Here is a 13,161-nt window from a genome sequence, read left to right as displayed (position 1 = left end):
TCATGCTGATCCGCATTGTGCGCATGACTTTCGCGCCGGAGCGTGTGCCGGAATTTCTGGAGATTTTTCGGTCTTCTGAGGATAAGATTCGGCAGATGCCCGGGTGCCAGCACCTGGAGCTGTGGCAAGATGCCGATGCGCCGAGCGTGTACTGCACGCACAGCCACTGGGAATCGGCGGAGGCGCTGAATGCGTATCGTGGCTCGGGGCTGTTTGGGCAGGTGTGGCCGGCTACCAAAGCCCTGTTTGCGGCTCCCGTCCTGGCTTTCTCCGTATACCCGGCCGGGACGCAGCCTTACTCCTCTGCCCTGCCAACAAGCTAATGAGCACCGACTACTTCGAATTTTACGGCTTGCCGGAGACCTTCCAGCCTGATGCCGCCGCGCTGAAAAGCAAATATTACGCGCTAAGCCGGGAATACCACCCCGATTTTCACGCCACGGCCAGCCCCGAGCGGCAGCAGGAAATTCTGCAGCTGGCCACGCTGAATACCAACGCCTACCGCACCCTCGCCGCCCCCGACCAGCGTATGGCCTATATTCTGAACCGGCACGGCTTGCTGGAGGAAGGCAAACAGGAGCTACCGCCGGATTTTCTGATGGAGGTAATGGAGTTGAACGAGCAGCTAATGGAGCTGGAATTTGAGCCCGACCCCGCGGCCGTGCAGCGCGTGGAGCACGAAACCCAGGAGCTGAGCGCCACCCTTGATGCGGGTATTGAACCGGTTCTGGCTGGGTATGAGGGCCTGCCGGTGGACGTGCGGCCCCAGGCTTTGCAGCAAATCCGGACCTACTATCTGAAAAAGCGGTATTTGTTGCGTATTCACGAAAGTCTCGCTAAGTTTGCAACCCGTTCCTGAGTTGTGGGAACGTGACAAGCCCAGATGGCGGAATCGGTAGACGCGTCGGTCTCAAACACCGATATCGAAAGATGTGCCGGTTCGACCCCGGCTCTGGGTACTAGAATACACGTACGAAAAGCCTGAAAAGCAGCAGATCTGGTAACAGAAGCCGTTTTTCAGGCTTTTTGCTTTCCGGTAAAATAACGCTTCACTATCCTTACCCGGCCGGTAATATTACAGCACTGAATGCACCGTCCAACCACTCTTGCGGCTGCTTCAGTCAACCCTTTTCGCCTGTTTTACTGCTACTTACCCGAACTAAATAGTTCAGTTAACATCTCTTCGGCCATGGCGGCGTATATTTGAAGGATATAGCCGTCTTACCTTCCCCGGAAAGTCACGATACAGGCTGGTCAACTATACTCTGCCTTTTATAATTACCCTTCGATTTCGTGACCAGAACATCCGTCACTCCTGCTGTTTCGGCCGCGTCCCTGCGTATTGCCTTTGTGAGTTCCTGCACCGGGGAATGGGGTGGTAGCGAAGAGCTATGGGCCGGCACGGCCCTGCTGCTGGCTCGCGCGGGCCACACAGTGCAGGCTTTCAAAACGAATGTGGATGTGCGGCACCGGCGCATCATAGCCCTGCGCGAGGCTGGCTGTCCGGTTACGGATCTGGCGCTGCCCGTTACCTTGCGCAAGCGGGTTACCAACCGGCTGTTGCCCTACCGCTGGCAGTTCACCTGGCGCAAAATCAGCCAGCAGATCCTAAGCCGGGGGCTACGGACCTTAGCGCCCGACCTCATCGTCATTTCCCAGGGCTCGAATTACGACGGCTTTATTCTGGCGGATGTGTGTCGGCGCCTGGGCTTTGCCTACGTGCTTTTGTCGCAGAAGGCCATCGACTTCTTTCTGCCCCCAAATCTGGAGCGGGCATTGATACAGCAGATTTTCCGGACGGCCCGCCAATGCTTCTTTGTTTCGCGCCACAACCTGGAGCTAACCCAACTGCAGCTGGGCCAGCGCCTGCCAGCAGCCGAAGTTGTCTGGAACCCCTACAACGTGCCATTTGCGGGCGAATTACCTAGTCCCGCTACCGCTTCAGACGGGGTGGTACGTCTGGCGTGCGTGGCGCGCCTGCACATCCCCGACAAGGGGCAGGACCTGTTGCTACAAGTGCTGGCCCAGCCCAAATGGCGGCAGCGGCCCTTGCACGTTTCCTTTTACGGCGATGGTCCGGATGAGCTGGCTCTGCGGGATATGGTTGATTTTCTGGATCTGCGCGCCGCCGTGAGCTTCGGCGGCTACCTGCCCGATGTAACGCACATCTGGCAGCAGCACCAGGCCCTGATTCTGCCTTCGCGCCACGAGGGCCTGCCTTTGGCGCTGGTCGAAGCCATGCTGTCGGGGCGCCCCACAATTGCGGCCAACGCAGGCGGCATGGCCGAGCTGCTGGCCGATAACGTAACGGGGTTTCTGGCCGCTGCCGCGACGGTGGAGGCTCTGGATGAGGCGCTGGAAAGAGCCTGGACCCACCGGACCAGTTGGCCGCAGATGGGGGCCGAAGCCGCGCGTCAGGCCCGGGCGGCCGTTCCTACCGACGCGCCCCAGCAGCTGGCCCGCAAGCTGCTGGGCCTTATTCCGGCCGCCGTTTCCTAGCCGACGCGGCTTAGTATTTTGCGCACCACCAACGAGCCCGCCCAGCCAACGAGCCGCAGCGTTTGCCAGAAGCGCAGGCCAAACAGCAGCAGGTGCAGGGCCAGCACCCAGCCATCAATCGGGTGGCGCGCACTCAGGGCCAGTACGAAGGCCAGCGGGTAGAAAACCTCGTAGTATTCGCCCAGCATAATGCGGGAGTTGGGCTGCAGCACCATGGGCGGGCTACTCCACAGCCGCCACTTGAATACCTCCAGACCCGCATAGACCAGCAGCAGCAGCACCGGCCAGAGTTGCTGGCTTATCACCAGCATGCTGCCAAAGGCCAGCACTTCAACCGGAAACACCACGAACTGCCCAAACCGCTGGGCAAAGCGCGCCCCCCGCAGCGTTACCCACGTCGTGACGCCGGCCTGCGCATCCGCTTCCACATCATCGAGCTGGTGCAGCAGTATATTGCGCAGGCCACAGGCCAGGGCCCAAACGCCCACGGCAGCGTACCACAGCGTCGGCAGGGTTTGGTCGGTCCAGGCGGCAACGAGGGAAACGGTGAGCAGCTGAGGAAAGAAGTGGGACCCTGCGGCATCGGAGAGCACCCCGGCCAGCCCCCGCTTCTTCAGCCGGATTGGGGGTAGGGAATAACAGGAAAACGCCACCCACGAGCCCAGGTATAACAAGCCGCTCAGGGGGCTGCAGCGCCAGAAATAAATACCCAGCACCAGGCCGGTACCTAGGCACAACAGCAACAGAATCGTTGGAAAAGCCCTGGATTTGTTGGCCAGTCGGTTGTATTTGCCCCCGGCGTGGTCATCGGCCTGGTCGGTCCAGTCGTTGATAACACTGACGTAGGTAGCGCCCACCGTCAGGCCCAGCAGCAGCAGCAGCAGTTGGGGCAGCAGGGGCCAGACGGGCAGGCCGGTCAGGCAGGCTGAGGCGTAAAACGTGGCTAAAACGGGAGAGAATTTGCAGCTCCACCAATCCTGCACCCGGGCTATTTCGGCCAGTTGACCGCTGAAGCCCTGTAGTGGGGCAGCTTGTACTCGTGACATAACAGTAAGTTGTAACCAGATAAGTACCGTCAACTTCCGCTAGTGCCGCCGCCGTGCTTATTATTGTACAAAGTAAAGAAAAAATTACTATTTTGTGAGTATACCTGTTGCAACATTAATTTTTTTACCCGCAATTTTTTCAGCTTGGGCAGTTGACTAATAACCTGCTAGCCACTATTTCCGGCCGTATATAACCGGGCCAACCCAGTGCGCACCGGATTACTGGCTCGCCCATCCCCGCGCTAGTCGTACTTTCGCCATTACCCCTCTGGTTTGGCCGCGCCAAATCCTGCCTATACCCTGAAGTTGTATGCCGCCCGAACCGCTAGTTGCCACTGATACCACCCTGCTCCCCGCCCACCTCGACCAAGCCATAACGCGGGCCGTAGCCTTTTTGCACCAGCACCAGTTTCCCAGCGGGGAGTTTGCCGTCCACTGCGCCAAGGAAGCCCCCATGCTGGGCTGGACGTACTCCGACAGCTCCGTATTTCCATCCTCCCTGATTGCCCACTCCCTGCTGCACCTGCCGGAGGTGCCGCTGGTCGACGAAATCGTAACGAGAGCCGCCGAGTTTCTGCGCGGGCAGATGAACCGCGGCGGTGTCTGGAACCACTTCACGAACTACCACCGCTTGCGCTACCTATGCCCGCTCGATATTGACGATACCTCATGCGTATCGGCGCTGCTGCGGGCCCGGGGCATTGCCTGCCCGGTGCCGACGAACATCCCGCTGATACTGGCCAACCGCAACGATGAGGGCCTGTTTTATTCCTGGTTTCTGCTGCGGTTTCGCTTCGTAAAAAACCGCACGTTCTGGCGCATCACCTTGCCCGAGCTGCTGCGGCCCGTGCAAAGCCTTCTGTTCTGGTACGGCGTGGAAGCCAGCCGCAACGACATAGACGGCGTGGTGAATGCCAATGCCTTATTCTACCTGGGCGATATTCCGGAAACCCAGCCCGTAATCGACTTCCTGCTGCGCATTATCCGGGAGAATAAAGAGGCCGACTGCGACCTGTGGTACCGGGACCCGTTTTTCGTGTACTACTTTTTTACCCGCAACTATTACGTCGGCATCACCAAGCTGGAGCCGCTGCGCCAGCCCATCATCGACCGGATTCTGGCCCAGGCCAAGCCCGACGGCCGCCTCGGCGAAACCCTGGCCGATACGGCCTGGGCCGTGTGCAGCCTGCTGAACCTGCGCGCCGCCCCGCCCGAGCTGGAGGCGGCCGTGCGCTACATCCTGCAGGCCCAATTCGCTCACGGCTCCTGGCCACGGTGGCTGCTCTACTACGGCGGCCCCAAGCTGCTGCTGGGCTGGGGGTCCGAGGAAATGACGACCGGCTTCTGCCTTGAAGCCCTGGCCCGCTATCGGACGCTGCAAGCCGGCACTTAAGTACAGCGTCCGCCACATCGGCTGGCTGCCGAGGCAGCTAACATATTCTTGATGCTGGCGGCATACTGGGGTAATAGGAGCACGGCAACTTTGCAGCGTAAAATAACTCCTGCAAACTAGCTGCTTATGTCTTTCCTGCTGAAAAACTGCCTGTTGTACGTTGCGGCCGCACTGCGCCCGGCCCCACGCGGCCCCGAGCCCGTCACCACGGCCAGCTTGTTTGTATGACCCGCGCGGCCTGCCCCGGCTTTGGCTACCGGCCCGGCGCGTTTGGGTACCGCAAGCCCGCGGCCCGCGGCCCAAGGCTGCACACCGCTGGCCCTGACTCCCCGGCTAACCACTCCCTGGTTCCGGCCAGCAACAACGCTATGAAACAAGTAGCCTGATTCTTATCTACCAACCTGCTATCTTATTACCTTACCCCCCTGGAGCCTTCGGACGGGCCCACACGAAAAAGCCCGGAGCAATGTGCTCCGGGCTTTTTCGTGTGGATGACAAGCCGGATGGCTGACGAAAGCACCGCCTACTCCGGGAAATCGGCGGAGTCGCCGGTGGGGGCCACGCCTTCCAGCTCCTTTACCAGGGCTGCAAATTTCTCGCGGGCGCCTTTCACGGCCGCTTTGCCCAGGGGCAAGTGCAGAGGCGGATTTTCCTGGCGCACCAGGTCGTACATAATCTGGGCGGCACGCTGCGGGTCGCCGGGTTGGCGGCCGCTGTAACCCTGAATGCCCTTCAGGTTTTCGCCCACCGTAGCCTGGTAGTCCTCGATACCGGTGGTAACAATGTTGGCCGAGCGGCCGGCCCAATCGGTGCGGAAGCCGCTGGGCTCGATGTTGGTGACCTTGATGCCGAGCGGAGCTACCTGCTGGGCCAGGCTTTCGCCGATGGCCTCGAGGGCAAACTTGCTGGCATTATACACGCCCACACCGGGGAAGGTCTTCAGCCCGCCGATGCTGGTGATGTTGAGCACGTGGCCGCTGCGCCGCTCGCGCAGGTGGGGCAGCACGGCCCGCAGCACGTGCAGGGGCCCGAATACGTTCACGTCGAACTGGCGCTGCACCTCGGCCGCGTCAATTTCCTCGATGCTGCCCAGGGAGCCGTAGCCCGCGTTGTTGACGATGACGTCCAAATGGCCAAAATATTGAATGGCGTCAGTAATGCCCTGCTTTACCTGGGCCTCGTCGGTGACTTCCACCACGAAGCCGCGGCCGTTAGCTCCGGCTTTGTGAGTAAACGCATCGGCCTGCTCCTGCTGACGGAACGTGGCCGCTACTTTGTCGCCTTTTTCGAGGAGCAAGTCGGCCAGCGCCGCGCCGAAACCGGTGCTGACGCCGGTAATAAACCAGTGTTTGGGGGTAGTAGCCATGTGTGAAGAGTTGGGTAAGTGTGGGTGCGGGCCGGTAGCAACCGGCCGGCTGTTTCAACCGGCAAAAGGCTGCTCAGGTTTTCCTCTTGTATCAATCAACCAGATCATACTTCTCTGCACCATGCGCAGCACTTTATTTACAAACTTGTCTATCAGTCATTTGCAAACAGACTAGTGCTTTTTCCCGGAAGCTGTCATCACAAACCGGAATGCTCTTGAGCAGCTCAGGGTAACAAGCAAAACAGCCGCCCTGTGGGGAGCGGCTGCTTCATGTTATTCATTTACTGCTGACTACAACCGAAACGTGAGCACCGGCGGGGCGGCATGCACGGCCACGTTTTCGGCCACATTGTGGTGCAGGTAATGGCTGAGGCCGGTATGGGCGTGCGTGGGCATTACCACCAGATCGGCGTGAGCCTGCTGGGCAAACAGCGGAATACCGACGCTGACGTCGGCCGCGTCGATTACCTCCGGCTCGACGTGGGTCAGCTGATGGCGCTCGGCAAACGACTGAATGCGGGCCATGGCGGCGGCGTACTGGTCAATGTCGGGCACTACTTTGAGCAGGTGCAGGGTAGCATCGGGGAAAACGGCCTGGATGCGCTGCAAATCGGGTACGGCGCGGTCGGCTTCGTCCGAAAAGTCGGAGGGAAATACGATGTGCTGCACATTGAACTGCATTTCGGGGTGCTTCACCGTGAGCACCGGGCAGGTGGCGGTGCGCACCAGCCGCTCGGTGTTGGAGCCGGCAAAAAAGTGCTGCCAGGCGCTGTGCTTCTGGGCGCCCATCACCACCAGATCGATGTGGCGCTCGGCAATTACCTCCAGCACCGAATTGACCAGGCTGGACGTGCGCAGCAGATCGTGTACCGGTACTTCGGGCGCGAGGCGGCGCCCTTCGGCCATTAGCTCGTGCATCTGGTGCTTAATCTTCTGCAAAAGCTTAAGCATGAACACGTCCTCGATGCTGTTGGCTCCCATACGGCCGCCCGACGAGCTGAACCGGGGCGTATCGGGGTGCTCTTCCACGTGCAGTAGCGTGACGCTGCCGCCGGTGCGCTGGGCCAAGCGCAACGCCACCTCGAAGGCATTGTGGGCGGCGGCGGAAAAATCGGTGGGTACCAGGATGTTTTTCATAGGAGCGGAACCTGAGTGAGCAACTGAGTGAGCAAACAGCGCCTGGGAAGGCCGGCCATCCTGCCCCGCGCGCGGGTATCTGGCGGAGTTGATAGAGCGGGGAATCAACCTGGATAATATAGACATTATTTATAATTGTCACAACTATACCAGCGGGTAATTGCTGGGCTCAACCAGCACCAAACAGCTACCCTTCGCCCGCCGGGCGGCTGCCGCTACTTGCGCCCTTGCCCAGCAGTGCTTAACCGGCGCAGCCCCGGCCACCCGGCGCAGTAGATATGATTCGGGGTATCTTCACGCCCACTCCCAGCCCACGGTGGCTGGCTGATTGGACTTTTCCCGCGAGGCTGCGCCCCCTTCTGCTGATGCAAAAAGGGGGCGGCCTGCTTGCTCTGCTATGAAAAAATTCACTTCCAACCTCACGTTTCAGGTTCTCACGGCCATTTCGCTGGGTATTCTGGTCGGGGCGCTGTTTCCCAACTTCGGAGCGGCCCTCAAGCCCATCGGCGACACGTTCATCAACCTGATCAAGATGCTCATTGCCCCTATCATCTTCCTGACGGTGGTGCTGGGCATCGGGGGCATGGGCGACCTGAAAAAAGTGGGCCGCGTGGGCGGCAAAGCCCTGTTGTATTTCGAAATTGTGACGACCCTGGCCCTGGTCATCGGCATTACGGCCGCCAACTTCACCCAGCCCGGCGCGGGCATCGACGCCCGCGCCTCGGTAGCCACCCAAACGGCCGCGCAGGCTGCCGAGGCCTCCAAATACACGGCCCAGGCCAGTGACATGAACTGGGTCGAGTTCTTTACCCATATAGTGCCCCACAGCGTGGTGGGTGCCTTCGCCGAGGGCGACGTGCTGCAGGTGCTGCTGTTTGCGGTGCTCTTTGGCCTGGCCCTGAGCCGCATTGCCCCGGCCTACAGCGAGCCGCTGATTGCCACCTTCGAGCGGTTGTCGCACGCTATGTTTGCCGTGCTGGGCCTGGTCATGAAGCTGGCGCCACTGGGCGCTTTCGGCGGCATGGCCTTCACCGTGGGCAAATACGGGCTGGCCACGCTACTACCCCTGGGCAAGCTGATGCTAGTGGTGTATCTGACCATGTTCCTGTTCATTTTTGGGGTTCTGAACCTGATTATGCGCTACTATGGCCTGAGTTTGTGGCGCTTTTTGGGCTTTATCAAGGAGGAAATTCTGCTGGTGCTGGGCACGTCTTCGTCCGAATCGGCTCTGCCGCGCATGATTGATAAGCTGGAACGCTACGGCTGCTCCCGCTCGGTGGCCGGGCTGGTCATTCCGACAGGCTACTCCTTCAACCTGGATGGCACCTCCATTTACCTGTCCATTGCCACTATTTTCCTGGCCCAGGCGTTTGGTATCGAGCTTTCCCTAACTCAGGAGCTGACGTTAATCGGGATTCTGATGCTGACCAGCAAGGGCGCGGCAGGCGTCACGGGCTCGGGCTTTATCGTGCTGGCGTCCACGCTGGCGGCCACCCGAATCATTCCGGTGGAGGGTGTGGCCCTGCTGCTGGGCGTCGACCGGTTTATGTCGGAGGCCCGGGCTATTACCAATGTTATCGGCAACGGAGTAGCCACGCTGGTCATTGCTAAGAGTGAGGGCGAGTTCGACGAAATGCGCCATCAGCGGGCGGTACTGGGTCTGGTGCCCGCCGCCGAGTCGGACGAGGTAGAGGTTTAGATTTTGTCGCCGCAAAAGCGGGTAACCGCATCAGTTCCGTACTTTTACCGCCCCGGCCTACCCTATCCCCGCGGACTTTTCCAGCTTATGCTTATACGTTGGCTCCGAACCAGCCTGGTGCCGCTTGGGCTGCTCAGCCTTCTACTGCCCGCCGTCGGCCGGGCCCAGGTCCAGGCGCCGGCGCCTACCACTATTCTATTCGTGGGCAACAGCTTTCTGCATGCCCGCTACGAGCCGGCCTTCAGCTACAACGCGGCCACGATTACCATTGAGAAAGTCGGGAAGCAGAAAATCGGGCCCTGGGGCGGTATTCCGGCCATTTTCAAGCAGTTTACGGAGCAGGCCGGCCTACGCTACGACGTGCACTTCGAGTGCATCAACGGCGAGGCCCTGAAAGCCCACTACGACAGTGCCCGGGCCATTATCGGGCAGCCGCGCTGGCACACGGTGGTGCTGCAGGAGCACAGCATGTGGCCCCTGCCCGCGCACCGCACCGGCCGGCCCGACGTGTTCCGGGACTACGCTACGCGCCTGGAGCAGGCCGTGCACCAAGCCAACCCGGCGGCCAAGCTGTATTTCTACCAGACCTGGGCCCGCGCCGACCAAACCTATCAGCCCAATAAAGCCTACTCCGGCCTGCCCATCGACTCGATGACGCTGGACTTACACCGCGGCTACTACGGCGCGGCGCGGCAGAACGGTCATTTCGCGGGCGTGGCCCCGGCCGGAGATGCCTGGCTGCGGGCCATGCAGGCCGGCGTGGCCCTGCGCAACCCCTACGCGCCCGAAACCGGCAAAGTGAACCTGTGGGGCGAAGACCAGTACCATCCCAGCCAGTGGGGCGCTTACTTGAATGCCTGCGTGCTTTTTGCGGAAATTACGGGCTACGACCCGCGCCGGCTGGGCCACGGGGAGTTGGCCGCCGGCGCCCTGGGCATTTCTGCGGCCGAGGCCGTGAGCCTGCAGCGCGTGGCCGCCGAGCAGGTGCTGGCCGCGCGGCCTGCCGCTTTTAAGCATACTACTCCCGGCCCGAAGAACACGAAGCTTAAAGTGAAAGCCAAAGCAGCCAGACCAGCGCACTAGCCGTGGCCTGCCACCTCACAATCAGCCCGCCGGAACCTCCGGCGGGTTTTCTTGTTTATACCCATGCTGCGCGGCCAACCCCAAATTGGCCGGGTAAAGGGGCGTTTCGGATGGAGTTGTAACTATCCCTTGCGCTGCCTTACCTTTGCAGCGTCAATTCTTTCTGACCAAAGGATTGTTTTTATACAGAGGCGTGGAGAGACAGGCTCGACGAAACGCCGGCAACCCCCCAGTGATGAGCTGGAACGGTGCCAAGTCCTGACCATATAAAAACAAGTTGCCGTGGACACTGCCAACAACTTTTCTGCCTTCCCCGCTGCTTTCGTAGCCCAGCCCCAGTCTGCCCCTGCCGCAGTCTGTTGTTGGCCTCTGGCCGGCGCTGGCTGTTGTTGCTAGTCGTCCTCCTCTATTTTCCTGCCGGCTGACCAAGCCGTTTCCGCGCTGTGTTGGTCCTGCTTTGCTGCTCTGGCTTTTAGCCCGCCGCTACCCCTGCCATCCTGATTTTCAACCCAACAGCCCCCGCTGCGTGGCGACGCGTCTGTTGGGTTCAGGAAAGGATTTTCGGGGCTTAATAGGCTACTAAGCAGCTTTTTCGCCGGCTGGATTCTGCCCGCGCCTGGCTGTGACGCGGCGCTTCCCTTGTCACACTTTCTTATTTATTCTACCCCATGGCCCAGCCCCAAAAGCCAATTGGCATTTATTACGAACACCCCGAATGGTTCAAGCCCCTGTTTGCCGAGCTTGACCGCCGGGGCCTGCCTTACGAGAAGATTGACGCTGCCCACCACCTATTCGACCCGTCCGAAACCGAAAGCCGCTACTCGCTGGTGGTGAACCGGATGAGCTCTTCGGCCTACCTGCGCGGCCACGGCCAGGGCATCTTCCACACCGCCGGCTTTGCCACGCATTTGGAGCGCATCGGCACCCGCATCATCAACGGCTCGGCGGCTACGGCCATCGAAACCAACAAGGCCCGGCAACTCTCGCTGTTTGCGTCCCTGGGCCTGAAATACCCCAAATCCTTCGTGGTAAACCATGCCTCCCGCATTGCCGATGCGGCCCAGCAGCTGCAATTCCCGATTGTGGTGAAGGTCAACATCGGCGGTAGCGGCGCGGGCATTATCCGCTTCGACACTATCGAGGGGGTACAGGCGGCCGTGGAAGCCGGGCAAATTGACCTGGGCATCGACCAGACGGCTCTGGTGCAGGAATACGTGACGCCCCGCGGCGGCAATATTCACCGCGTCGAAACCCTGGACGGCAAGTTCCTTTATGCCATGAAGGTGTTTACCACCGGGGAAAGCTTCAACCTGTGCCCGGCTGAAATCTGCCAGATTCCCGAGGAGCAGTCGGCCGAGTTTTGCCTGACCGAAGCGCCCAAGAAAGGCATTCAGGTGGAAGCTTTTACGCCCCCGGCGGAGGTAATTGAGGCCGTGGAGCGTATCGTGGCCGCCGCCAAAATCGACGTGGGCGGCATCGAGTACCTGATTGACGACCGGACCGGCGATGTGCTGTTCTACGACATCAACGCCCTGTCCAACTTCGTGGCTGATGCTGTAAATGTGGTAGGCTTCGACCCCTACGCCCGCTTCGTGGATTACCTCGAAACCCAGATTGGCAGGACGGCCGTTCAGCAGCCGGTTGCCCGGACTACGGTAGCATCTGTTCACCAGCCGGTTGCGGCTTCCATTCACTAGAATCATGCGGTACGGATATTGGATGCCCGTTTTTGGCGGGTGGCTGCGCAACGTCGAAGACGAAAACATGCGCGCCGACTGGGACTACGTCAAGACGCTGGCCCAGCGCAGTGAGGAGCTGGGCTACGACCTCTCGCTCATTGCTGAGCTGAACCTGAACGACATTAAAGGCGAGGAAGCTCCGAGCCTGGATGCCTGGAGCACGGCCGCCGCCCTGGCCGCCGTGACCAAGAAAATCGAGTTGATGGTGGCCGTGCGGCCCACGTTTCACTCGCCGGCTTTGCTGGCCAAGCAGGCCGCTAACATCGACCACATCAGCAACGGCCGCTTGTCGTTGAACGTGGTATCGTCGTGGTGGCAGGATGAGGCCAAGAAGTACGGCGTGCACTTCGAGCAGCACGACGACCGGTACGCCCGCACCGCCGAGTGGCTGCACGTGGTGGACAACCTCTGGAAGCAGGATCATTTCACCTTCGAAGGCAAGTTCTACAAGGTCACCGACTCAATTTTGCAGCCCAAACCCGTGTCGCGCCCCCGGCCGTTTCTCTACGCTGGCGGCGAGTCGGAGGCGGCCAAGAACCTCATTGCCGCCCAGTGTGACGGCTACGTGATGCACGGCGACGACCCTGCCGCCATCGGCCGCCGCATTCAGGATTTAAGCCAGCGCCGCGACAAGCTGGGCTTGCCGCCCATGCAGTTCGGGGTGGCTGCTTACTCGGTGGTGCGCAACACGGAGCAGGAAGTGAAGAAGGAGCTGGAGCGCATTACCAACGTGCAGGGCTCGGCGGCGGGCTACAAAAACTACCAGCAGTGGCTGGCCGGCACCCAGCTCGAAAACCAGGTTTCGCTCCAGGATTACTCGGTATCGAACCGGGGCCTCCGCTCCGGCCTGACTGGCACTCCCGACCAGGTAGCCGAGCGTATTGCCGCCTTTGAAGCCGTGGGCGTCGATTTGTTCCTGCTGCAGTGCAGCCCCCAGCTGGAAGAAATGGAGCGTTTTTCGGAAGCCGTAATCCAGGTGCTGGCGTAAGCCGACACCTCTTCCTAAGCCTCATACTGAGCAGGATACGCCTGCGGCAGAGTTCCAGGAAGCTTGCATACTGATGTTGCTGACCAAGAACGTCATGCTGAGTCTGTCGAAGCATCTCTCGCCACGGTAATCTGCCTACCGTGGTGCCTGAGGCGCCGCAGCAGCACTCAGCATGACGTTCTTTTGCCTATACCAGCCGATTCCTGCCGGC

At 60.5% G+C, this 13,161-nt stretch carries 11 protein-coding genes, 1 tRNA gene and 1 riboswitch; of the genes, 9 read left to right on the top strand and 3 right to left on the bottom strand.

Annotation, left to right across the window (positions count from 1 at the left end; translation table 11 throughout):
- Positions 1-2: 2 nt before the first annotated feature.
- The 4 genes from LGH70_RS09495 to LGH70_RS23825 all read left to right on the top strand — a co-directional run bounded on the left by LGH70_RS09495 (position 3) and on the right by LGH70_RS23825 (position 2,499).
- Positions 3-323 (top strand): putative quinol monooxygenase, encoded by a 321-nt coding sequence (locus tag LGH70_RS09495; RefSeq protein ID WP_226184997.1) that lies wholly within the window; start codon positions 3-5, stop codon positions 321-323.
- Complete coding sequence (gene hscB, locus LGH70_RS09490) at positions 323-859, top strand: Fe-S protein assembly co-chaperone HscB (RefSeq protein ID WP_226184996.1); 537 nt, start codon at positions 323-325, stop codon at positions 857-859. Before LGH70_RS09495 ends, hscB begins: the two co-directional genes overlap by 1 nt.
- An 18-nt stretch (positions 860-877) precedes the next feature.
- Positions 878-959 (top strand) — tRNA-Leu (locus LGH70_RS09485).
- Between the two features lie 334 nt (positions 960-1,293).
- On the top strand, positions 1,294-2,499 hold the full coding sequence (locus LGH70_RS23825) for a glycosyltransferase family 4 protein (RefSeq protein WP_226184995.1): 1,206 nt from the start codon (positions 1,294-1,296) through the stop codon (positions 2,497-2,499).
- Here LGH70_RS23825 and LGH70_RS09475 read toward each other — a convergent pair.
- On the bottom strand, positions 2,496-3,545 hold the full coding sequence (locus LGH70_RS09475) for a UbiA family prenyltransferase (RefSeq protein ID WP_226184994.1): 1,050 nt from the start codon (positions 3,543-3,545) through the stop codon (positions 2,496-2,498). The two genes, LGH70_RS23825 and LGH70_RS09475, sit on opposite strands and share 4 nt — an antisense overlap.
- A 310-nt stretch (positions 3,546-3,855) precedes the next feature.
- On the opposite strand from LGH70_RS09475, the gene LGH70_RS09470 reads away from it, so the two are divergent.
- Complete coding sequence (locus tag LGH70_RS09470) at positions 3,856-4,938, top strand: prenyltransferase/squalene oxidase repeat-containing protein (protein ID WP_226184993.1); 1,083 nt, start codon at positions 3,856-3,858, stop codon at positions 4,936-4,938.
- Positions 4,939-5,461: 523 nt separating this feature from the next.
- Here the strand turns inward: LGH70_RS09470 and LGH70_RS09465 are convergent.
- A complete protein-coding gene (locus LGH70_RS09465; RefSeq protein ID WP_226184992.1) occupies positions 5,462-6,304 on the bottom strand; it encodes an oxidoreductase in 843 nt (280 codons plus the stop codon).
- Between the two features lie 291 nt (positions 6,305-6,595).
- Positions 6,596-7,441 carry a universal stress protein gene (locus tag LGH70_RS09460; protein ID WP_226184991.1) on the bottom strand — a complete coding sequence of 282 codons (846 nt, stop codon included), beginning with the start codon at positions 7,439-7,441 and terminating at the stop codon, positions 6,596-6,598.
- 397 nt (positions 7,442-7,838) lie between these two features.
- Here LGH70_RS09460 and LGH70_RS09455 point away from each other — a divergent pair, with 397 nt between their 5' ends.
- The 4 genes from LGH70_RS09455 (at position 7,839) to LGH70_RS09440 (ending at position 12,950) form a co-directional block, all read left to right on the top strand.
- On the top strand, positions 7,839-9,140 hold the full coding sequence (locus LGH70_RS09455) for a dicarboxylate/amino acid:cation symporter (RefSeq protein ID WP_226184990.1): 1,302 nt from the start codon (positions 7,839-7,841) through the stop codon (positions 9,138-9,140).
- Between the two features lie 87 nt (positions 9,141-9,227).
- On the top strand, positions 9,228-10,223 hold the full coding sequence (locus tag LGH70_RS09450; protein WP_226184989.1) for a DUF4886 domain-containing protein: 996 nt from the start codon (positions 9,228-9,230) through the stop codon (positions 10,221-10,223).
- A gap of 178 nt (positions 10,224-10,401) precedes the next feature.
- Positions 10,402-10,496, top strand: a riboswitch (SAM riboswitch).
- A 395-nt stretch (positions 10,497-10,891) separates the two neighbouring features.
- Positions 10,892-11,920, top strand: coding sequence for an ATP-grasp domain-containing protein (locus LGH70_RS09445; protein ID WP_226184988.1), 1,029 nt, complete (start codon positions 10,892-10,894; stop codon positions 11,918-11,920).
- Positions 11,921-11,924: 4 nt separating this feature from the next.
- Complete coding sequence (locus LGH70_RS09440) at positions 11,925-12,950, top strand: LLM class flavin-dependent oxidoreductase (RefSeq protein WP_226184987.1); 1,026 nt, start codon at positions 11,925-11,927, stop codon at positions 12,948-12,950.
- The last annotated feature ends 211 nt before the right edge of the window (positions 12,951-13,161 follow it).

Origin of the sequence: Hymenobacter nitidus, from assembly GCF_020447315.1 — a bacterium.
In the GTDB taxonomy this organism is placed as follows: Bacteria; Bacteroidota; Bacteroidia; order Cytophagales; family Hymenobacteraceae; genus Hymenobacter; species Hymenobacter nitidus.
This window is presented reverse-complemented; position numbering and strand designations above follow the sequence as displayed.